The following is a 19,812-nucleotide window of genomic DNA, read 5'->3' on the forward strand; positions in this document are numbered from 1 at the left end:
AAAATAATTCTCGATCGACTCCGTTCGCAGCAAAGCTGAACACGCAGTTCACCGCGCGTTCATCTCGGCGCCGTGAAACTCTCTTTCTTGCACACAGCAAACGGAGGAAGGGATGTGATGGAACGCCGCCACTTTTTGAAACTCGCCTTTGGATTTGCTGCGGGCGGCGTCGCGCTTGCAGCGAGCGCGCAGGCCGCGCCGCTGATGCCGGCGCCGCTCGCCGATGACGCGAAGCTGCCCGCCAACAAGGATGCTCAACCCGCCGTCACGTCAGGCGATGAGGTCGATCGTCTCACGCCCGAAGAAGTGGGCTGGGGCCGCGGCCGTCGTCGCGGCTGGGGCCGAAGGCACTGGGGCTGGCGCCGCCGCCGTTGGCGCCGCAGGCACTGGGGCTGGCATCGCCGCCGTCGTTGGCGCCGCCGCTATTGGCGCCGCCGTCGTTACTACTGGTAAGACTTCGCCGCGGATTGCTTAGAAAGCAGTAAAAAAAAGCCCCGCGCGAGCGGGGCTTTTGTCATGCTTGGGAATTCTCAGTAAGCGCGGCAGCGTCCGTAGCGCCACACGGTGCCGTAGGGGCACACGCGGCCGGGCCGCACCACGACGGTCCGAGCTGGAGGCCGCACCACGACGACCGGGGCCGCCGGCCGAACAACGACCCGGCGATTGGGTTGGCAGCCGCCATAGGGGCCGCGATGCCAGCCGGGGCCGCATCCGCCCGCGGCTTCCGCCGCGCTGAAGCTGGCAACGGTGCCCAGGGCCAAAACTGCTGCGAAAAGGTACTTCATGTTTTCTCCCGTTCTTGGCCGCAAGGCGGCACGTTCGGAACCTAGTCACGAACACCTGAATGGAACATGAATGTCGTGATTTGTAATGTCGTGATTTGTCATGGGGCTACGGCCAAAAATCCGAGCAACAACTCGCCGTATTTCGCCGGCGCTTCCAAAAAGACCAGGTGTCCGGTGTTCGGGATCACCTCGGCCCGGCCGCGCGCCATCTTGGCGGCGAGCGCCTTGGCCAGCTCGGCGTTCTGCCCCATCTTCGAGCGCAGCGCTTCCGGCGCATTGGCTTTTCCCGGCGCGTTATGATCGTCGGCGCCCATCACGAACAGCGTCGGCTGCGTGATCAGCGGGATCTCGTGCACGACAGGCTCGCGATAGATCATCTGTGCGGAACTGACGAACGCGCGCAGCCAGCGCGGATATTCGGCGCTGCCCTTGATGTTGAAGCGCGCGTCGATGAAGGGCGTGATCTGTTCGGGCGGCAGTTTGAGGGCGTAGTTGGTTTCGAGCTGCTTGCGATAGGCGTCCGCTGTGAGCTTATCTTCGTTCTCCAAAATCTTTTCGGTCGGCGTCGGCGGCACGTAGAGCCGGTAATCTTCCAGCCCGATCGGAGCCGTCAGCACCAGATGCGCGATCCGGTCAGGGTAGGCGCGTGCGATCCGCACCCCGAGCATGCTGCCGAGCGAATGCGCCACGATGTCGGCCTTGGCGATTTGCAGATGATCGAGCAGCGCGATCGTGTTGCGCGCCAGCGTATCGAAATGCAAATCGCCTTGCGGCTTCGATGATTTTCCAAAGCCGATCTGGTCCGGCACGACCACGCGGTAGCCGGCATCGCTCAAGGTCTTGATGACCGGCGCCCAGTAGCTCGATGGAAAATTGCGGCCGTGCAGCAGCACCACGCTGCGTCCGTTCGCTTGCGCGGGAGCTACGTCCATATAGGCCATCCGCACCGGCTCGCCGTCGTTGACCAGCGGCAGCAGATGGACGGGGTAGGGATAGGCAAAACCTTCGAGACCAATGCCGTAGGGTTCGCGTTGCGCCGATTCCGCGGCTCCGGCCGGCAGCAGGGGCTGAATGCAAAGGGCGGCAGTGAGCACGCCGGCAAGAATTGGTCGCATCGCAAACTCCATCTGAAGATGAAGCTGAATTGATGCCGATATCAGGTGCCGTAAAGGCCGCGCAGCTTCACATTTTGCGGAGATCAGCCAGCCTCATTTGGCCTTCAGGTTCAAGCCATCACGACTAAGCTTCGCTGCTGCCAAACAGCGCCGCGAACCGCTTTTCGCCGGCGCGCGTGAAGTTCACGACGCGGCTGCCAGGCGCGGGATCGCGCGCCGCCCAGTTCAATTCGGTGAAGCGGTTCATCACCGCGGCGCCCAGCGTGCCGGCGAGATGGTGCCGCCGTTCGCTCCAGTCGAGACAGGCCTTGCACACGGGCCGGCGCGGGTGAGCGAGCATATCCGCGTCGATCTGCAGCGCCTCGGCGATGAAGCGCTTGCCCTCGCCGGTGAGTTCGATCGCCTGTTTGGTTTGCCGGACCAGTTTTTGCTTTCGCATGCTGTCGAGCATCTGCACGCCGAGATCGCCGGCCAGATGATCGTAGCAGATCCGGGCGCGCCGCAGCGCCGGCTCCTTCGGCCCGGTGCGCACGCGCGTGTGTCCGGCGCGCTCGGCAAGGCCCGCCAGCCCTTCGAGCACGCCCGCAACATCGGGGCCGGTGAGGCGGTAATAGCGATGACGGCCCTGCTTCTCCGGCTCGATCAGGCCGCCGGTCTCGAGTTTGGACAGATGCGAACTCGCGGTCTGCGGCGTGATGCCGGCCTGGTGCGCCAGCTCGCTCGCGGTCAGCGCTCGGCCGTCCATCAGCGCGGTCAACATGTTGGCGCGGGCGGGATCGCCGACCAGCGAGGCGACCATGGCGATGTCAGGACCTGCTTTCATAGTTCGATCATAGCCGAAGCATCGCTGTAGGGCAAGCGGGTAGTATTGCCTCGAACGTCATTGCGAGGAGTGCAGCGACGAAGCAATCCATTCCTCCGCTTGTGGAGCTATGGATTGCTTCGCGGAGCCTGTCATCCGGCGGCGCTTTGCGCCGACCGGGTGGCTCGCAATGACGGGGAAACATTGGAGAGCATCATGACCGTCACCGTCTTCATCCGTTACCAACTCGACCCGTTCAAGCGCGCCTTGTTCGAGGAATATTCCAAAAACTGGCTCACCATCATTCCGAAATGCGGCGGCGACCTGATCGGCTACTGGATGCCGCACGAGGGCACCAACAACATCGCCTTCGCGCTGATCTCGTTCGACAGCCTTGCGTCTTACGAAAGTTACCGCGCACGGCTGCGCGCGGACAGCGAAGGCAAGGCCAATTTTGATTTCGCCGAAGAGAACAAGTTCATCCTCGCCGAGGAGCGGACGTTTCTGCGCAAGGTCGTGGCGTGAGACGTCTGGCGGAGCAGACGCAGCGTTACTATGTAGGCGGCGCCAACAAACCGAGGGGAGCGACCCATGCTGACATCTGCTGACAAACGCGCCGCATTCAGGAAGTTGCACGAGAGCGGATGCTTCATCATCCCCAATCCGTTTGACGTCGGCAGCGCGAAAGCGTTGCAGCATCTCGGCTTCAAGGCGTTGGCTTCGACCAGCGCCGGCTTTGCCTGGACGCTGGGCAAGGCCGACAATCGCGTCACCGTCGACGACGTCTGCGCTCATCTCGCCGCGATCTGCGCGGCGGTCGATATTCCGGTCAACGCCGATTTCGAGGACGGCTTTGCGCACGAGCCGGACAAGGTCGGCGCCAATGTCGCGCGCGCGGTTAAGACCGGCGTGGCCGGCCTGTCGATCGAGGATTTTACCGGCGACAACGCAAAGCCGCTGTTCGATCGCGCATTGGCGATCGATCGCATCAAGGCGGCGCGTCAGGCGATCGATGCCGACAATAGCGGCGTGCTGCTCACCGGCCGCTGCGAGGCGTTCCTGCGCGGGCAGAAGGATTTGAAGCTCGTGATCGACCGGCTCACCGCCTATGCCGAAGCCGGCGCCGACTGCCTCTATGCGCCCGGCATCGCGACGCCGGAAGAGATTTCGGCGGTCGTGAAAGCGGTGCATCCCAAGCCGGTCAATCTCCTGGTCGGCGCGGCCGGCCCGTCGCTGCCGGCGGCGTCCGATCTCGGCGTGCGCCGCATCAGCGTCGGCGCTTCGCTGGCGCGGATGGCCTGGGCCGGCTTCATGAAGGCGTCAAAGGAGATGGCGGAGAAGGGCACCTTCGGCGAATTCGCCAACGGCTATCCCGGCGGCGAGATCAACAAGATGTTCAGCTAAGCTCAGGTCCCAAAAGTGGAGATGACTGCTGCTTCTCCTGCGTAGCGGCCATCGATCTTAGGGTGGTAGTCAATCGCGAGCCACCCGTGTCATGCGGCGCGGGCGGCTCGACTCTCAACGCGTTTCTGTCTTTCGCGCCGAGACCAGGAGCATCATCGGCCGCTCCAGCTCTTCGGCCAGTTCGGGCAAGCGCTCGATCTGTTCGCGCGTCGGGGCGAATTCCTCGACCCGGCGCAACTCGAAGCCCGCATCAATCAGCGTGCTGAGCGTCGTGCCGAGGGTCCGGTGATACTTCAGCACGCCCTTGGCGAACCAGTCCGCGCGGCGCTCGCCCTCGACCGAGTAGCCGTTGACCGGCCAGGTCTTGCGGCCGTCTTCATCGGCGATCCAATGCGGATGCGCCGCAGCCATGAAGATCGGATGCTCGATCGTGAAGACCAGATCTCCGCCGCCGACCAGCGCCTTGTGGATCGTGCGCGCGAGGCGCCGGAAATCCTCAACATAGTGGAAGGTCAGGGCGCTGTGGACGAGGTCGAAAGTCGCTTCGGGCAGCTCCAATGTCTCGAGATCGGCGAGCAGATATTCAATGGCCGGGTCCGAGGTATCGACCTTGGCGCGTGCGATCATGTTCTGCGACAGATCGAGGCCAAGCACCGAGACCGCGCCCTGCGCGCGCATCCAGCGCGAGGCCCAGCCGAAGCCGCAGCCCAGATCGGCCACGCGCTTGCCGGTTAGCGCGGGCAGCATAGCGCGGACAGCCGGCCATTCGGGCGCGCCGTCCAGCCCCTGCACCTGGCGAGGTAATCGGCTGTAGCCGGCGAAGAAATCGGGATTGTCGTAGATATTCTGCGCCACGTTTATCTCCGTAATGGAGGAAGGGCGAGGCACGTTTCAAAAGCCGAAAGACCTCGTCCGCGAGGGGCGAGGCCAGGGTTGGCCAGTGTGCATGCGCAACCGTTATCCTCTGGCTTTGATCGATCAGTCCTCAGCCTGGACAACGCAAAAAAACAGCGGGCTATTTTGCCCGCTGTACGTAGCTTGGGATTGATCAGCCGCTACTGCTTGGAGCGATCGACGTCGGTGCCGGTCGGTTCCTGCGATGGCGGCGTCGGGCGATTCGTCGCGGCGCCCGTGGTCGTGCCAGGATCGGTGTTGGTGCGCGGCGTTACGTCACGCATGCCCGGAGGCGCCGACGGGTTGGCCGGTTGCTGCTGCGCGGCCTGGTTGGTCGACGAGGTACCGGCCTGCTGCACGGTGGTGTTGTTCAGGCCATAGAACAGCGCGCCGAGTACGAGCGCGATGGCAACGGCGAACATCGCGACCTTGGCGCCACTCGGCGGACCTTCGGACAGCGCGGGATCGGGTTGCAGCTCATTGTCGAGACTGTTGAAGCGGGCCTGACGGCGGACTTCTTCATCGCTTAGGCCGGCGCGGTAAGGATCGTTCGGATCGGGTTGGTGTGCCATGAATGGGTTCCTCCGTTAGCATCCCGAAGTCAAGCGCAAGGATAATGGTTGGCCTGCGCGGATGTTCCGCCCCAACATTGCAACCCCGTAATGTTGGAACCCGTGAATCCCTAAAGTTCCTGAGTGAGGATTGCCTTGCGCTAACCAGCGTTCCCCGGATGCTGCGCAGCGCCATCAGCGTGTTCACGCGTGTCTTGACGCGCTATGGCTTGCGGCGTGATGCGCTGTTGTTCCGGTCCAGTGCATCGGAAGTGTGGATCCCGGCTCTGCGGTGCATCGCTGAAGAAGCGCTGCACCGCGTCCGGGACACAGTCATTGAAGCCGCGCGTTCGCGACTTCCGTCGCCGTCACCAGCGGCGCTGCATTGCCCCAGGCATTGCGGACATAGTTCGTCGCGTCGGCGATCTCCGAAGCGGTAGTTGAACGGCTAGCGCAACCCCCGGCGCACGCGGTGCGTTCGTGACCGGTGCCAGCGTCGTCGCCAGATAGGCGTGGATTACCAAAATGTCCTGCCGCGTCAGTTTCGTGAAATTCGGATAGGGGAAGGCGGGATAGTAGCGAACCGTCGCGCGCCACGCCGAAGCGGAGCGCGCGGTAGAAATCGTCATCGCTCCACGCGCCAGGTCGCCGGCGTTCGTCAGCGCCTTGCCGCGCGCGATGTCATCGGCCATCGCCGGTTCGCCCTTGGGCTGGGCATGACCTTCGCCGGCCATGAACGCAGTGCACAAAAGCAGTGCCGCGAGAATCGCCCGGATGGTCGTCCCTGCACCGATTGACCTTCCGGAGCGTTATGGCGCGAAAGTGCACACAGCGGGGGCGTCATGCCATTTCGCGCCGAGGCTTCCGGACGACACAAACCGAAATGCCGCGCCGATTTTCCCGGCACGAAATTGCGAAGTTTGCAGGCGCGGCTTTCTTGCCGAGATTTGTGGTGCGCGGCCCGGAAAAACCGACATAGACTGGTTCTAATGAGTTCAGATGCTTAGCTAAAAAAGCGTCGTCGCGATCAAGGCTTACCGCCAAAGAGGGCTGCAATGGGAATTAACCAGGGTCCGATCAGTCTCGATCAGAAGTACACGCAAGGGTCCGGCCACATCTTCCTGACCGGTATCCAGGCGCTGGTCCGCCTGCCGATGGCGCAAATCCGCCGCGACCGCGCCGCAGGGCTCAACACCGCGGGCTTCATCTCCGGTTATCGCGGCTCCCCCTTGGGCGGTTACGACCAGCAGCTCTTCGCCGCGCGCAAGCACCTCGAACAGTACAATGTCAAGTTCCAGCCCGGCGTGAACGAGGATCTCGCGGCCACCGCGATCTGGGGCTCGCAGCAGCTCAATCTCTCGCCCGGCGCCGAGTACGACGGCGTGGTCGGCATCTGGTACGGCAAAGGCCCCGGCGTTGACCGCTGCGGCGACGTGTTCCGCCACGGCAACACGGCCGGCTCGGCTAAACATGGCGGCGTGCTGTGTCTTGCCGGCGACGATCATGGTGCCAAATCCTCCACCGTCCCGCATCAGTCCGACCACGCCTTCATCTCCGCGCTGATGCCGTATCTTTATCCCTCCAGCATCCATGAAATGATCGAGATGGGCCTGTTGGGTATCGCGATGTCGCGCTACTCCGGCTGCTGGGTCGGCATGAAGGTGATCACCGAGACGGTGGAAACCACCGCCGAGATCGACCTCACCGACGAGATGACTCCGTTCGCGATCCCGACCGATTTCGAGATGCCGCCGGGCGGCCTCAACCTGCGCTGGCCCGACGATCGCTATGCGCAGGACCTGCGCCTGCAGGACTACAAGGGCTATGCGGCGATCGCTTTCGCCCGCGCCAACAAGATCAACCGCATCACCATGGATTCGCCGAATGCCCGCTACGGCATCATGGCATCCGGCAAGAGCTACGAGGACATTCGTCAGGCGCTGCGCGAGCTCGGGATCACCGAGGAGGTCGCCGCCAAGATCGGCTTGCGGCTTTACAAGATCGGCATGCCCTGGCCGCTCGAGCCGGAAGGCGTGCGCAACTTCGCCATCGGCCTCGAGGAGATCTTCATCGTCGAGGAGCGCCGCGAGATCGTCGAGAACCAGGTCAAGCAGGAGCTGTTCAACTGGCGCGACGACGTCCGCCCGCGGATCGTCGGCAAGATGGACGATCACGACAAGCGTTTTCTCACCTTCGCCGCTGAGCTCAGCGTTGCGTCACTTGCGAGCTCTCTCACCGAACGCCTGCTTCGACTTAATCTCAACCCCGAAATCGCCGCGATGCTGCGCGCCAAGGCCGACTGGTTCAACGGCCGACAGGCGACCCAGATGCAGGCGGTGGCGCCCGTCACCCGCACGCCGTATTTCTGCTCGGGCTGCCCGCACAACACCTCGACCAAGGTGCCGGAAGGCAGCCGTGCCTTTGCCGGCATCGGCTGTCACTTCATGGCGCTGTGGATGGACCGCAACACTGAGACCTACACCCATATGGGAGGCGAGGGCGTGCCGTGGGTCGGCGTCGCACCCTTCACCAAGGAAGAGCATGTGTTCGCCAATCTCGGCGACGGCACCTACTTCCACTCCGGCAGCCTCGCGATCCGCCAGGCGATCGCCTCGGGCGCCAACATCACCTACAAGATCCTCTATAACGATGCGACCGCGATGACCGGCGGTCAGCATGTCGACGGCGAATTATCGCCGCAGCAGATCACCTTCCAGCTTCACAGCGAAGGCATCCGCAACATCTATCTGGTCTCGGAAAATCCCGACGCCTATCCGGCATCCGAGATCGCGCCCGGCGTCAAGACCGCGCATCGCGACGAGCTTCAGGACGTGATGAAGACCTGCCGCACGCTGAAGGGCACGTCTGCGATCGTCTTCGTGCAGACCTGCGCCGCCGAAAAGCGCCGCCGCCGCAAGCGCGGCCTGATGGAAGACCCGGCGCGCCGCGTCATGATCAATCCGGCCGTGTGCGAAGGCTGCGGCGATTGCTCGGTGCAGTCGAACTGCATCTCGGTCGAGCCGCTGGAAACCGAGATGGGCCGCAAGCGCACCATCAACCAGTCGACCTGCAACAAGGACTATTCCTGCCTCAAGGGCTTTTGCCCGTCCTTCGTCACCATCGACGGCGGCAAGCCGCGCCGTCGCGCGCCGGCCAGCCTTGATGGTACAGGCCTTGGCGACATCGGCGATCTGCCGGAGCCGTCCTCATTCCCGTCGCTGGAGCGGCCCTACAATATCGCGGTCGGAGGCGTCGGCGGCACCGGCGTCTTGACCATTGGCGCGCTGCTCGGCATGGCCGCCCATATCGAGGGCAAGGCCAGCATGATCCTCGACATGTCCGGCCTGGCGCAGAAGGGCGGCGCGGTGCTGAGCCATGTCCGGCTCTCGGAGCACACCGCCGACGTCACCTGTTCGCGCATCGTCACCGGCACCGCCGATCTCGTGATGGCTGCGGACGAGGTGGTCGCCGCCGCCAAGGACACGATTACGCTCTGCGAAGCCAGTCGCACCGTCGGCGTAATCAACACCCACGTCATTCCGACCGCCGACTTCATCCTCAACCGCGACTTCAACTTCCAGAGCCGCAAGGTCAACCACGTGCTGGAGACCGAGCTGCGCAAGGATTCCTCGTTCTACGATTTCACCAAGCCGGCCGAAGCGTTGCTCGGCGATTCCATCGCCACCAACATCATGATGCTGGGCTATGCTTATCAGAAGGGCCTGCTGCCGCTGTCGGCAAAGGCGATTCTGCAGGCGATCGAGGTCAACGGCGTTTCGATCAAGATGAACACGCAGGCCTTCCAGCTCGGCCGTCTCGCCGCGGCCGATCCGGCGCGGCTCGACGCCATGATGAAGGGCCAGGACGAGGTTGTCGCGCCGAAGACGCTGGAGGCGATGACGCTGGATGAAATCATCGCCCATCGCAGCGCGCACCTCGCCGACTACCAAAATACCGCGCTCGCCGGGCGCTATCGGGCTCTCGTGAAGCGCGTGCGCGATGCGGCGATCGACGGCGGCTATGGCGAGGCCTTGCCGCGGGCGGTCGCGATCAACTACGCCAAACTGCTCGCCTACAAGGATGAGTACGAAGTCGCCCGGCTGTTCACTGATGGCCGCTTCGAGAAGCAGCTCCGCGACCAGTTCGAAGGCGAGTTCAAGTTCAACTTCAATCTGGCGCCGCCGATCCTCGGCGGAGGAAAGGATGCGCTGGGACGGCCGAAGAAGCGCGCCTTCGGCGCATGGATGATGCCCGTGTTCCGGACGCTGGCGAACTTGCGCTTCCTGCGCGGCACGCCGCTCGACATCTTCGGCTACTCGGCCGACCGCAAGCTCGAACGCGACCTGATCGTGGCTTACGAGAAGGACGTCGAAACCGCACTCGGCCTGCTGTCGCCGATCACGCACGAGACCGCCGTCGAGTTGTTGTCCTTGCCCGACCGCATCCGCGGTTATGGCCCGATCAAGGAGAAGGCGGTCGCGGACGCCAAAGCCCGCCACGCGCAGCTAACCGCCGACCTCGCCAGCCCGCCCCCCGCGCCGCGGCAGTTGGCGGCGGAGTAGGGCGCTGCGTAGCCTTGTAGGGTGGGCAAAGGCGCAAAGCGCCGTGCCCACCGTCTCACACTCCACTCGCGATGGTGGGCACGCTTCGCTTTGCTCACTCTACGATTCTGGATGGTTTGGAAAGCCTGCGCAATCAATGGCGCGCGGGGTAAGCATGGATATAGCCCAGAAAGTCGTCACACAGACGGCGCTCACCGAACTCTGGAATAGCGAAGGCTTGCTGTATGCACGGCGGGCTAAGCAGTTGGGAGAGGCAGAAATAGTACGGCTTCTGCAGGATGGTTCGAGCTTCGTGGTCGCCGAGGTAGGGCAGTCCCTGCGGTGGATATCCGAGACTGATCGCTTTGCCTTTTGGAAGACCGAGGTGAAGTGTCGGCTGATAGCTCCAGATGCCGATGGCTTCTATCTCGACGATCATCCGGGCAACTACTGCTATGCCGCGTCGATGTGGACGTGCGCGTCCTCCCCACCGATCATTGTTCTGGAAAAGCATCACTGATCCAGTCCGTGGGGTGGGCAATGGCGCAAAGCGCCATGCCTACCGTCTCGCACTCCGCTCGTGATGGTGGGCACGCTTTGCTTTGCCCACCCTACCAACTGCGCGGCATTAACGACGAGACTATCTGCTCGCTCGAGCAACGTGAGCAACGACTAGCTTGTTGCTCGCAGTCGATGTATAATCATCTCCATGGGTTGGGATGCGAAAGACGTAGCACTGCTCAAAAAGCTCTGGGCCGATGGCCACAGTGCCGGTCAGATCGCAAGTCGGCTAGGCCTTAGCCGCAATGCCGTGAGCGCCAAGTTGCAGCGCATGGGCCAGAAGCGCGGTCGTAAGCCGCCAACCGCGAACCCCAGGATCGTGTCGGTGCCGAAGCGAAAGGTGGCGCAGTTGGCCTGTGCCCGCCCGGCGGACAAGGTCATGTCGCCGCGCAAGCCGGCGGCAACGCAGCCCAAGGAATTCACCAAGCGCCAGCTTTACGCCATGCTGGTTGATGCGGTCAGGAATACCGGCTGACGCTTGCTGATTGGTCCGTCGGCAAATCAACGGGCGCCGACCGTGCGGCGGGCTCTAAAACCCCGTTAGGACCCGCTGCGCCGAAACCAGTCGAAATGCGTGAACCCGCGAATAAGAGCTTGTTGACCGACGGGTTGGGCCGCAGCAAAAGCGGGTGGACCGGCCCGCCTTGCATCCGGTGGCTGACGTATGGTTGCATCGCAGCCATACGTCGCGATGTACCGGTAACGGACTCTCACCGCTCCCAGCCAATTGCGCGTCGGAGAAAGGAAAGTTCGAGCGCCATGAGGGCAGCCTGCTCGCTGTGGTCCTTGCCAGAACTGTGGCCGCCGGTGGCAGGCTCGTAGAAGTGGGCCTCATAGCCCATCGCCTGCAGCTTGGCCGCCATCTTGCGGGCATGTCCCGGATGAACCCGATCGTCACGGCGGCTGGTGACGAGCAGGATCGGTGGGTAGTGTTTGCCGGGGGATGCGACGTGATAGGCCGATATCTGGGCCAGGAACTGCCAGTCTTCGGGTTTGTCGGGATCGCCATATTCATCGATGCACGCCGCGCCAATGAGCAGCTTTGCATACCGGCGCATATCGATGACCGGCACGCTGCAGAGCAGTGCGCCAAAGCGATCCGGATAGCGCGTGAGCATATTGGCGATCAGCAAGCCGCCGTTCGATCCGCCCTCGGCCGCAATGCGGCCGGCGCGCGTGACGCCTCGACGTATGAGATCGGCAGCCACGGCTGCGAAATCGTCATGGGCAAGGCGCCGGCCTTCTCGACGTGCGGCCTCGTGCCAGTCGTTGCCGAATTCACGGCCACCTCGGAGATGCGCAATCACGCTGGTGCCGCCACGTTCGAGCCAGAGCTTCCCGACCGTCGGGTTGTAGAATGGCGGCAACGAGATGTTGAAGCCGCCGTAACCGTAGAGATGCACGGGCGCATCCCCGGTCTCGGCCAGCGGGCCGACCTGCACATAGGGGACGCGCGTGCCGTCGCTTGACACCGCTTCATGGCGTGTAGTCACAAGACCTGTCGGATCGAAAGCCCGCGGGGCCTGCTTGAGCAGGACCGGTGCTGCCGAAGGCTCGACGACGAACAGCGATGGCGGCGTCAGCGGGTCCTGAGCGATCGCGAGCAAATCCCCGTTCGACTCTTCCAACTCGCGGTCGAAAGGCCAGACATACACGGTGCCGAGATCGGGCAGCCCCGCGACACACTCTCGTGACCAGGCCCCGTCGACAGGGCTGAACACCTCGAAGACGGGCTTGAGGTCATCGAGGATCGACAGGACCAAGCGGCCGCCGCACCAAAAGAAGCCTTGCAACGCGCGCCGGCCACGCGGTTCGAATAGCGTCGTGAAGCGCCGGTCGCCGGCCAGGAACGCTGCAAAGGAAATACCTATGACGGCGTCCGTCCCGTAGGTCTTGTCCGCGATGTTCCAAGGGGTGCGCGGCTTCACCGCCAGCCAACCCCGCTGCCAGGACAGCCAAGCGTCGCTGGGGACGTCGAGCCGTGTCTTCGGCCCCGTACGATCGCCAATCCAGATGTTGGACTCGATGATGCCCGGCTTGTCGACGAACCATAAGGGCTGTTGTGAGCTATCCCGGTCAACGCCAGCGTAGACATACACGGAATCACGCCGCGTTTCGAAAATGACAGGGGCTGAGAGCGGGTCGCTTCCCCTGCGCCAAAGTCGAACTGTACGCGGATAGCCCGACGTGGTTGCCATATCCGGTCCCACCGCCGATATCAGCAAGAGAGTGTCGCGGTCGAGCCAGACGGACGAACTGTGGCCCTCGGGAAGATGGAAGCCATTCGGCACGAAGTCGCGCTTGGCAATGTCGAATTCGCGCAGCACGACGGCGTCGGCTCCGCCGCGCGACAAGCTGAGGATGGCGCGGTCATGCGTGTCGGGTAAGATCGAAGTGCTCGTCAGAATCCAGTCTTCGTTTTCCTGGCGAGCGAGCACGTCGAGATCGAGCAGAACATCCCAAGCGGGAGCTTCACCGCGGAAGCTTTCCAACGTGCATGTCCGCCAAAGGCCACGCTGATTACCGGCGTCTCGCCACAAGTTGAACAACTGTCCGCCGACGCGGGTTGGATAGGGAATGTTGTCGGGGCGATCGAAGATCGACTTGAGCAGATACCGGTCGGCCGCAGTCTGCCCTTGACCGAAGAGCTTCAGCGTCGCCGTATTCTGCTCCTCAACCCACTCAAGCGCCCGAGAACCCTCGATGTCTTCTAGCCAGAGGTAGGGATCTTCGTCCGGCGCATCGAGCGTTGGACGTGGATCAGGTCTCGACATGGGCGTCGTCTCCAATTCTTTTTGAGCGAAAAGTTCACAAGACAGTCAACGTCCCGAGCGCACAGTATCACCCTACGGAGTATGCTCGTGTGCGCATCTCTTAGCGCTTATTGCACACGAGACCGCGGGTGCTAGCCGTCACCCGGCATTCCCTGCGCCCTCATCATGGAGGGCAGGCGACCATACACAACTCGGGCGCGTCGCGCCGCGAGAACGCAGCGTTGTGAAATGTGAAGCAGAACGGCGGATGCACGTTCCGGCCTGATAAGATTTCTGCCGATAATCATCCCGACTTGAGTCTAGTCGCTACCCTCTCGCCCGGCGGAATATTTCCGCGCTTGCCAAGGGGGCGGCGACAGGCCAGAAAAACTTTCGGAAAGAAGAAACGCCAACGGAGAACGATTTGACCATCAAAGGCAAAGCCTACATTGCCGGGATCTACGAGCATCCCACCCGGCACGCACCCGATAAATCAACGGCACAGTTGCACGCCGAAGTCGCCAGGGGCGCGATCGAGGATGCCGGGCTCACCAAAGCCGATATCGATGGCTATTTCTGCGCCGGTGACGCTCCCGGCGGCGCCTGGCCGATGGTCGATTACCTCGGATTGAAGGTGCGCCACGTCGATTCCACCGAGACCGGCGGCTGTTCCTATTTGATCCATCTCGGCCATGCGGCCGAAGCGATCGCGGCGGGCAAATGCTCGATCGCGCTGGTCACGCTCGCGGGCAAGCCGCGCACCGGCCCGATGCCGCCGCGCGCAGCGGGCGCAGAGGCCGATTTCGAGGCGGCCTATGGCGCCACCACCCACAATGCCTACGGCATGTGTGCCATGCGCCATATGCACGACTACGGCACCACCAGCGAGCAGCTCGCCTGGATCAAGGTCGCAGCCTCCCATCACGCCCAGTACAACCCGCACGCCATGCTGAAGGACGTCGTCACCGTCGAGGACGTCATCAACTCGCCGATGATCTCGGACCCGCTGCACCGGATGGATTGCTGCGTCGTCACCGATGGCGGCGGCGCGATGATCGTCACCACACCGGAAATCGCCAAAAGCCTGAAGAAGCCCTTGGTGCGCCTGATCGGCCATGGCGAGGCGATGAAGGGCCCGCGTGGCGGCAAGGATCTCGATCTTACCTATTCCGCCGGTGTCTGGTCCGGCCCGCGCGCGTTCGAGGAAGCAGGCGTGACGCCGAAGGATATCAAGTACGCCTCGATCTACGACAGCTTCACCATCACCGTGCTGATGCAGCTCGAAGACCTCGGCTTCTGCAAGAAGGGCGAGGGCGGCAAGTTCGTCGCCGACGGCAATCTCATTTCGGGCGTCGGCAAGCTGCCGTTCAATACCGATGGCGGCGGCCTCTGCAGCAATCACCCGGTCAACCGCGGCGGCATGACGAAAGTTTTGGAAGCCGTCCGCCAATTGCGCGGCGAAGCGCATCCGAAGGTGCAGGTCAAGAATTGCGACCTCGCGATCGCTCACGGCACTGGCGGTCTTCTCGGCGTGCGTCACGCCGCCTCAACCTGCATTCTGGAGCGCGTGTGATGGCTGAAACGAAAAAATATCCGGCGCCCGTGACCAATCCCGAGACCGCGCCGTTCTGGGAAGCCGCCAAGGCCGGCAAGTTCATGATCAAGCGCTGCACCGCTTGCGGCGAAGCGCACTACTTCCCACGCTCGATCTGCCCGTTCTGTTTTTCGGACAAGACGGTGTGGGAGGAAAGCTCGGGTGAGGCGACGGTCTACACCTACAGCCTGATGCGGAAGTCGCCGACCGGTCCTTACGCGATCGCTTATGTGACGCTGAAGGAAGGCCCCTCGCTGCAGACCAACATCGTCGATTGCGATCTGGAGAAGATCAAGATCGGCCAGAAGGTGAAGCTGGTGTGGAAGCCAACTGACGGCGCCCCACTGCCGTTCTTCACGGCGGCTTGACGTTTTCCCCTTCTCCCCTTGTGGGAGAAGGTGGCGCGAAGCGCCGGATGAGGGGTTCTATCCGCGAGAGAGATGTACCTGGGGAGCCAACCCCTCACCCAAAAGAGTTTGAGGCGCTGCCGGTGTAGCCCTCTCCCGCAAGGGGAGAGGGCGCTGTAACGGGCGCCAGCAAAAGAGGTTCGGGGAGAAGAAACGAAATGCCGATCAACTACGAACAGCTCATGGCCCTGAAAAATCTTGGCCAGAAATACGCCTATACCGACCGCGAGGTGATGCTCTACGCCTACGGCATCGGCATGGGCGCCGATCCGATGGATGAGAACGAACTCGCCTTCGTCAATGAAGGCACGCTGACGCCGCGTCCGCTCAAGGTCGTGCCGACCTTCGCCTCGGTGGCAGCCTGGGGCTCAAGCCCCGGTGAAATGAACCTCAACCGTGTCATGGTGGTCGATGGCGAGCGCGACATCACCTTCCACAAGCCGCTGCCGAGCGCGGCCAAGATCACGGCCGACTCGACCGTGCTCGACGTCTTCGACAAGGGCAAGGACAAGGGCGCCGTCATCCGGCACCAGACCGTGCTGAAGGATGAGAACGGCGACAAGCTCGCAACGCTGGTCGCCTCGCGTTTCGCCCGCGGCGACGGCGGCTTTGGCGGACCTTCCGAAGGCCAGCCCGAACCGCACCAGGTGCCGAGCCGGGCGCCCGACAAGATCGTCGACATCACGACGCGGCCGGACCAGGCGCTGGTCTATCGTCTGTGCGGCGACCGCAACCCGCTGCACTCAGATCCCGAGTTTGCGAAGAAGGCCGGCTTTCCGCGGCCGATCCTGCACGGCATGTGCACCTACGGCATCACCTGCCGCGGCGTGCTGCAGACCTACGCCGACTACGATCCGTCCGCCTTCAAGCAGCACGTCGCGCGGTTTTCCTCGCCGGTCTATCCCGGCGAGACTGTGACGATGGAGATGTGGAAGGACGGCAACGTCATCTCGTTCGAGGCCAAGGTGAAGTCGCGCGGCGTCACGGTGATCAAGAGCGGCAAGACGGTGCTGGGTTAGAGCACTCTGTCATTCCGGGGCGCGCGAAGCGCGAACCCGGAATCTCGCGCCACAATCTCCGGATTCCGGGTTCAGCCCTGCGGGCTGCCCCGGAATGACGAAATCAACAGGGAGAACACACCATGGGATTGCTCGACGGCAAGGTAGCCATCATCACCGGTGCAGGCGGCGGGCTCGGTGAGGCCTACGCCAAACTGTTCGCGCGCGAGGGCGCAGCGGTCGTGGTCAACGACCTCGGCGGTCCCCGCGACGGTTCCGGCGCCGACGTCTCCATGGCGCAGAAGGTGGTCAATTCCATCAAGGAAGAGGGCGGCCGCGCCGTCGCCAATGGCGCCGACATCTCGACAATGGCCGGCGGGCAATCGGTATTCGACGACGCCATCAAGAATTTCGGCCGCGCCGACATCCTGGTCAACAACGCCGGCATCCTGCTCGACGAGACGTTTGCCAAGGCCAAGGAGGCCAATTGGGACAAGGTGATCAGGGTGCATCTCAAAGGCACGTTCTGCTGCACCCAGCCGGTGTTCAAATGGATGCGCGAGAACGGCGGCGGCGTCATCGTCAACACCTCCTCGACCTCGGGCCTGATCGGCAATTTCGGCCAGACCAACTATGGCGCCGCCAAGGGCGGTATCTGGGGACTGTCAAACGTGCTGGCGATCGAAGGCCGCAAGTACAACATCCGGGTCTGGACCCTGGCCCCGGGCGCGCTGACCCGCATGACCGCAGGCCTGCCGCGCTATAAGGAGAACCCCGGCGCCGCGCTCGGGCCTGACGGCATCGCGCCGGCCGTGTTGTACATGGTCAGCGATTTGTCGGGCGACCAGACCGGCAAGGTGCTCGGCGTCTCCGGCCCGCGCGGGGTTCGCGAGATGCGGATGATGGAAATGGAAGGCTGGAAGCCGCCGTTCACGGGCTGGAAGGCCGAGGACATCGTGACCCATGCCAAGGAGATCTTCTTCTCCGAGGAGCAGATCAAGATGGGCGCACGCCGGTTCTAGTTCGTCCCGGTAGAGGAGAGGCCCGCCATGCTCGCGTTGCGGCCTGCACGTCCGGAAGAAGGGCCTGCTCTCACCGAGCTGTGCCTGCGCTCCAAAGCCGTGTGGGGATATGACGACACGTTCATGCAAGCCTGCCGCAAGGAGCTCACGCTGACACCGGCGACCATTCTGGCGTCCCAGGTGCAGGTCGCCGAGCTGAACGGCCGTCTCGCAGGCATCGCGGAGGTGAAGTCCAGCGGCGACACGGCCCAGCTTGAGAAACTGTTTGTTGAACCGGCCTTGCTGCGCACTGGTGCGGGCCGAAAGCTGCTCGATTGGGCCAAAGCCACCGCCCGCGCGGCCGGCGCTACGGCGCTGGTCATCGAGGCTGATCCTGACGCGGCCGACTTTTACCGCCGCATGGGAGCCGTCGACGACGGCCTTGTTCCATCGGGCTCCATCCCGGGCAGGCTCATTCCGAGGCTCAATCTGCCGCTTTGAGGCATAGGTTAGTTGGTGGTATCCATGCCGCAGATGTTCCATTCCGTTAGCCCCTGCCAAAGAAGGTAATCATGAAACTCACCGCCCAGGCCGCAGGCACCTTCGCGATTGCGCCGACGCCGTTCCACGATGACGGCCGCATTGACGAGAAGTCCATCGACCGGCTGACCGACTTCTACGCCGAAGTCGGCTGCGACGGCGTCACCGTGCTCGGCATTTTGGGCGAGGCGCCGAAACTCGATGCTGATGAGGCCGAGCAGGTGGCGATCCGCTTCGTCAAGCGCGCCAAAAACATGCAGATCATCGTCGGCGTCTCGGCGCCGGGTTTTGCCTCGATGCGTTCGCTGGCGAAGGCGTCGATGGATGCCGGCGCCGCTGGCGTGATGATCGCTCCGCCGCCGCATCTGCGCACCGACGAACAGATCACGGGCTATTTCAAGCAGGCGCAGGAAGCGATCGGCGACGACATTCCCTGGGTGCTGCAGGACTATCCGCTGACGCTCAACGTCATCTTCACGCCCGCCGTGATCCGCAAAATCGTGATGGATAGCCCGTCCTGCGTGATGCTCAAGCACGAGGACTGGCCGGGCCTGGAGAAGATCTCGACGCTCCGAAACTTCCAGAAGGACGGCTCGCTGCGGCCGCTCTCAATCCTGGTCGGCAATGGCGGGCTGTTCCTCGATTTCGAGATGGAGCGCGGCGCCGACGGCGCCATGACCGGCTACGCTTTCCCGGAACTGTTGATCGACGTTGTGAAGCTGTCGAAGGCCGGCAAGCGCGACGCCGCGCACGATCTGTTCGATGCGCATCTGCCGCTGATCCGCTACGAGCAGCAGCCAGGCGCGGGCCTGTCGGTGCGCAAATACGTGCTGCAGAAGCGCGGCATCATCTCCTCCAGCGCGCAGCGCAAGCCGGGCGCGACGATTACGGCAACAGCAAAGGCCGAAGTCGATTATCTGCTGTCGCGGGTCGCGCGCGTCGACCGCCGCGCCAATCTGCAACCGCAATCCAGTGCGGCGGGCTAGTCACATGGCCGAAGCCGTCGCCCCGCGTCCTGCATCCACGATCCTGCTGCTGCGCGACAGCGCAGACGCCAGGGAAATCGAGGTCTTCATGATGGTTCGCCATTATGAGATCGACTTCAATTCCGGCGCGCTGGTATTTCCGGGCGGCAGTGTCGACAAGGGCGACAAGGAGATCATCGCGCGGCCCGAGCTCTATTCGGGCGGCGAGGGGCTCGATGAGGCGACGCTGAGCTTTCGGATTGCTGCGATCCGCGAAACGTTTGAGGAGAGCGGCATCCTGCTGGCACGGCCCAAGGGGGCGACGGCGCTGATCGATGCCAAGCGCGCCAGCGAGATCGAGGCGGCACATCGCGCCGACCTCTGTGACAGCAAGATCACCTTCCTCAACGTACTGGCCGACAACGGCATGGTGCTGGCGCTCGACGAGCTCGTGCCCTATGCCCACTGGATCACCCCGGAGGGCATGCCCAAGCGGTTCGACACCTGGTTCTTCCTTGCCGCCGCGCCACCCGAGCAGGTCGGCGCCCATGACGGCAGGGAATCCACCGACTCGATCTGGGTGTCGCCGCGCGAGGCGCTGGAGGGCGGCGAGAGCGGGCGCTTCAAGCTGCCGTTCCCGACCACCCGCAACCTGATCAAGCTCGGCAAGCAGGCCAGCGTGAAAGCTGCGCTCGACGACTCCAGAGGCAAATCGGTCGTCACCGTGACGCCGGTCATGACCCGGAACAATGGCGGCCGCCAGCTCCGCATTCCCCCCGAAGCCGGCTATGACGGCGAGGTATTCGAGGTCGGCTCGGTCGGCTAGCATAGTTCGACGGGTAACGAAGTATCTATGTATGTCCGCGCGGTAGACTCTGCTTCGAAGGCAATTGAGAACGGG

20 protein-coding genes are annotated in these 19,812 nt (G+C 63.3%); 13 read left to right on the plus strand and 7 right to left on the minus strand.

Annotated features, from left to right (window positions below; genetic code table 11):
• Nucleotides 1-117: 117 nt before the first annotated feature.
• Nucleotides 118-453 carry a twin-arginine translocation signal domain-containing protein gene (locus tag V1292_RS21365; RefSeq protein ID WP_334374648.1) on the plus strand — a complete coding sequence of 112 codons (336 nt, stop codon included), beginning with the start codon at nt 118-120 and terminating at the stop codon, nt 451-453.
• Nucleotides 454-530: 77 nt separating this feature from the next.
• Here the strand turns inward: V1292_RS21365 and V1292_RS21370 are convergent, their stop codons facing one another.
• The 3 genes from V1292_RS21370 to V1292_RS21380 all read right to left on the minus strand — a co-directional run bounded on the left by V1292_RS21370 (nt 531) and on the right by V1292_RS21380 (nt 2,723).
• Nucleotides 531-785: a GCG_CRPN prefix-to-repeats domain-containing protein gene (locus tag V1292_RS21370; protein WP_334374649.1), complete on the minus strand. Its 255-nt coding sequence runs from the start codon at nt 783-785 to the stop codon at nt 531-533.
• 98 nt (nt 786-883) lie between these two features.
• Complete coding sequence (locus tag V1292_RS21375) at nt 884-1,900, minus strand: alpha/beta fold hydrolase (protein ID WP_334374650.1); 1,017 nt, start codon at nt 1,898-1,900, stop codon at nt 884-886.
• Nucleotides 1,901-2,024: 124 nt separating this feature from the next.
• Complete coding sequence (locus tag V1292_RS21380; RefSeq protein ID WP_334374651.1) at nt 2,025-2,723, minus strand: ArsR/SmtB family transcription factor; 699 nt, start codon at nt 2,721-2,723, stop codon at nt 2,025-2,027.
• A gap of 195 nt (nt 2,724-2,918) precedes the next feature.
• On the opposite strand from V1292_RS21380, the gene V1292_RS21385 reads away from it, so the two are divergent.
• Both V1292_RS21385 and V1292_RS21390 read left to right on the plus strand, forming a co-directional pair.
• Complete coding sequence (locus V1292_RS21385; protein ID WP_334363304.1) at nt 2,919-3,227, plus strand: NIPSNAP family protein; 309 nt, start codon at nt 2,919-2,921, stop codon at nt 3,225-3,227.
• 66 nt (nt 3,228-3,293) lie between these two features.
• On the plus strand, nt 3,294-4,106 hold the full coding sequence (locus tag V1292_RS21390; RefSeq protein WP_334374652.1) for an isocitrate lyase/PEP mutase family protein: 813 nt from the start codon (nt 3,294-3,296) through the stop codon (nt 4,104-4,106).
• 114 nt (nt 4,107-4,220) lie between these two features.
• Here V1292_RS21390 and V1292_RS21395 read toward each other — a convergent pair whose 3' ends face one another.
• The 3 genes from V1292_RS21395 to V1292_RS33905 all read right to left on the minus strand — a co-directional run bounded on the left by V1292_RS21395 (nt 4,221) and on the right by V1292_RS33905 (nt 6,285).
• Nucleotides 4,221-4,961 carry a class I SAM-dependent methyltransferase gene (locus V1292_RS21395; protein ID WP_334374653.1) on the minus strand — a complete coding sequence of 247 codons (741 nt, stop codon included), beginning with the start codon at nt 4,959-4,961 and terminating at the stop codon, nt 4,221-4,223.
• A gap of 200 nt (nt 4,962-5,161) precedes the next feature.
• A complete protein-coding gene (locus V1292_RS21400; RefSeq protein WP_334374654.1) occupies nt 5,162-5,572 on the minus strand; it encodes a hypothetical protein in 411 nt (136 codons plus the stop codon).
• 347 nt (nt 5,573-5,919) lie between these two features.
• Nucleotides 5,920-6,285, minus strand: a complete 366-nt coding sequence (locus tag V1292_RS33905; protein WP_442895545.1) for a hypothetical protein — start codon at nt 6,283-6,285, stop codon at nt 5,920-5,922.
• A gap of 321 nt (nt 6,286-6,606) precedes the next feature.
• Between V1292_RS33905 and V1292_RS21410 the strand changes: the two genes are divergently transcribed.
• From V1292_RS21410 to V1292_RS21420, 3 genes are all read left to right on the plus strand, one after another.
• Nucleotides 6,607-10,113: an indolepyruvate ferredoxin oxidoreductase family protein gene (locus tag V1292_RS21410; RefSeq protein WP_334374655.1), complete on the plus strand. Its 3,507-nt coding sequence runs from the start codon at nt 6,607-6,609 to the stop codon at nt 10,111-10,113.
• Nucleotides 10,114-10,267: 154 nt separating this feature from the next.
• Complete coding sequence (locus V1292_RS21415) at nt 10,268-10,612, plus strand: hypothetical protein (RefSeq protein ID WP_334374656.1); 345 nt, start codon at nt 10,268-10,270, stop codon at nt 10,610-10,612.
• A gap of 189 nt (nt 10,613-10,801) precedes the next feature.
• Complete coding sequence (locus tag V1292_RS21420; protein ID WP_334374657.1) at nt 10,802-11,128, plus strand: GcrA family cell cycle regulator; 327 nt, start codon at nt 10,802-10,804, stop codon at nt 11,126-11,128.
• A gap of 235 nt (nt 11,129-11,363) precedes the next feature.
• Here V1292_RS21420 and V1292_RS21425 read toward each other — a convergent pair whose 3' ends face one another.
• Nucleotides 11,364-13,427, minus strand: a complete 2,064-nt coding sequence (locus V1292_RS21425; RefSeq protein ID WP_334374658.1) for a prolyl oligopeptidase family serine peptidase — start codon at nt 13,425-13,427, stop codon at nt 11,364-11,366.
• 403 nt (nt 13,428-13,830) lie between these two features.
• Here V1292_RS21425 and V1292_RS21430 point away from each other — a divergent pair, with 403 nt between their 5' ends.
• The 7 genes from V1292_RS21430 to V1292_RS21460 all read left to right on the plus strand — a co-directional run bounded on the left by V1292_RS21430 (nt 13,831) and on the right by V1292_RS21460 (nt 19,737).
• Nucleotides 13,831-14,979: a thiolase domain-containing protein gene (locus tag V1292_RS21430; RefSeq protein WP_334374659.1), complete on the plus strand. Its 1,149-nt coding sequence runs from the start codon at nt 13,831-13,833 to the stop codon at nt 14,977-14,979.
• Nucleotides 14,979-15,368, plus strand: coding sequence for a Zn-ribbon domain-containing OB-fold protein (locus V1292_RS21435; RefSeq protein ID WP_334374660.1), 390 nt, complete (start codon nt 14,979-14,981; stop codon nt 15,366-15,368). Before V1292_RS21430 ends, V1292_RS21435 begins: the two co-directional genes overlap by 1 nt.
• A 197-nt stretch (nt 15,369-15,565) precedes the next feature.
• Nucleotides 15,566-16,426: a MaoC/PaaZ C-terminal domain-containing protein gene (locus tag V1292_RS21440; protein WP_334374661.1), complete on the plus strand. Its 861-nt coding sequence runs from the start codon at nt 15,566-15,568 to the stop codon at nt 16,424-16,426.
• Between the two features lie 122 nt (nt 16,427-16,548).
• Nucleotides 16,549-17,427 (plus strand): SDR family oxidoreductase, encoded by an 879-nt coding sequence (locus V1292_RS21445; RefSeq protein ID WP_334374662.1) that lies wholly within the window; start codon nt 16,549-16,551, stop codon nt 17,425-17,427.
• Nucleotides 17,428-17,454: 27 nt separating this feature from the next.
• On the plus strand, nt 17,455-17,907 hold the full coding sequence (locus V1292_RS21450) for a GNAT family N-acetyltransferase (protein WP_334374663.1): 453 nt from the start codon (nt 17,455-17,457) through the stop codon (nt 17,905-17,907).
• A gap of 71 nt (nt 17,908-17,978) precedes the next feature.
• The gene (locus tag V1292_RS21455; RefSeq protein WP_334374664.1) at nt 17,979-18,932 is read left to right on the plus strand and encodes a dihydrodipicolinate synthase family protein; all 954 of its coding nucleotides are present in this window, start codon (nt 17,979-17,981) and stop codon (nt 18,930-18,932) included.
• A gap of 4 nt (nt 18,933-18,936) precedes the next feature.
• Nucleotides 18,937-19,737: an NUDIX hydrolase gene (locus tag V1292_RS21460; protein WP_334374665.1), complete on the plus strand. Its 801-nt coding sequence runs from the start codon at nt 18,937-18,939 to the stop codon at nt 19,735-19,737.
• Nucleotides 19,738-19,812 lie beyond the last annotated feature (75 nt).

This window comes from Bradyrhizobium sp. AZCC 1719, from assembly GCF_036924525.1.
In the GTDB taxonomy this organism is placed as follows: Bacteria; Pseudomonadota; Alphaproteobacteria; order Rhizobiales; family Xanthobacteraceae; genus Bradyrhizobium.

Coding starts and splice junctions, on each gene's coding strand:
- V1292_RS21365 (WP_334374648.1), top strand. CDS start 118: ATGGAACGCCGCCACTTTTTGAAACTCGCCTTTGGATTTGCTGCGGGC.
- V1292_RS21370 (WP_334374649.1), bottom strand. CDS start 785: ATGAAGTACCTTTTCGCAGCAGTTTTGGCCCTGGGCACCGTTGCCAGC.
- V1292_RS21375 (WP_334374650.1), bottom strand. CDS start 1,900: ATGCGACCAATTCTTGCCGGCGTGCTCACTGCCGCCCTTTGCATTCAG.
- V1292_RS21380 (WP_334374651.1), bottom strand. CDS start 2,723: ATGAAAGCAGGTCCTGACATCGCCATGGTCGCCTCGCTGGTCGGCGAT.
- V1292_RS21385 (WP_334363304.1), top strand. CDS start 2,919: ATGACCGTCACCGTCTTCATCCGTTACCAACTCGACCCGTTCAAGCGC.
- V1292_RS21390 (WP_334374652.1), top strand. CDS start 3,294: ATGCTGACATCTGCTGACAAACGCGCCGCATTCAGGAAGTTGCACGAG.
- V1292_RS21400 (WP_334374654.1), bottom strand. CDS start 5,572: ATGGCACACCAACCCGATCCGAACGATCCTTACCGCGCCGGCCTAAGC.
- V1292_RS33905 (WP_442895545.1), bottom strand. CDS start 6,285: ATGGCCGGCGAAGGTCATGCCCAGCCCAAGGGCGAACCGGCGATGGCC.
- V1292_RS21410 (WP_334374655.1), top strand. CDS start 6,607: ATGGGAATTAACCAGGGTCCGATCAGTCTCGATCAGAAGTACACGCAA.
- V1292_RS21415 (WP_334374656.1), top strand. CDS start 10,268: ATGGATATAGCCCAGAAAGTCGTCACACAGACGGCGCTCACCGAACTC.
- V1292_RS21420 (WP_334374657.1), top strand. CDS start 10,802: ATGGGTTGGGATGCGAAAGACGTAGCACTGCTCAAAAAGCTCTGGGCC.
- V1292_RS21425 (WP_334374658.1), bottom strand. CDS start 13,427: ATGTCGAGACCTGATCCACGTCCAACGCTCGATGCGCCGGACGAAGAT.
- V1292_RS21435 (WP_334374660.1), top strand. CDS start 14,979: ATGGCTGAAACGAAAAAATATCCGGCGCCCGTGACCAATCCCGAGACC.
- V1292_RS21440 (WP_334374661.1), top strand. CDS start 15,566: ATGCCGATCAACTACGAACAGCTCATGGCCCTGAAAAATCTTGGCCAG.
- V1292_RS21445 (WP_334374662.1), top strand. CDS start 16,549: ATGGGATTGCTCGACGGCAAGGTAGCCATCATCACCGGTGCAGGCGGC.
- V1292_RS21450 (WP_334374663.1), top strand. CDS start 17,455: ATGCTCGCGTTGCGGCCTGCACGTCCGGAAGAAGGGCCTGCTCTCACC.
- V1292_RS21455 (WP_334374664.1), top strand. CDS start 17,979: ATGAAACTCACCGCCCAGGCCGCAGGCACCTTCGCGATTGCGCCGACG.
- V1292_RS21460 (WP_334374665.1), top strand. CDS start 18,937: ATGGCCGAAGCCGTCGCCCCGCGTCCTGCATCCACGATCCTGCTGCTG.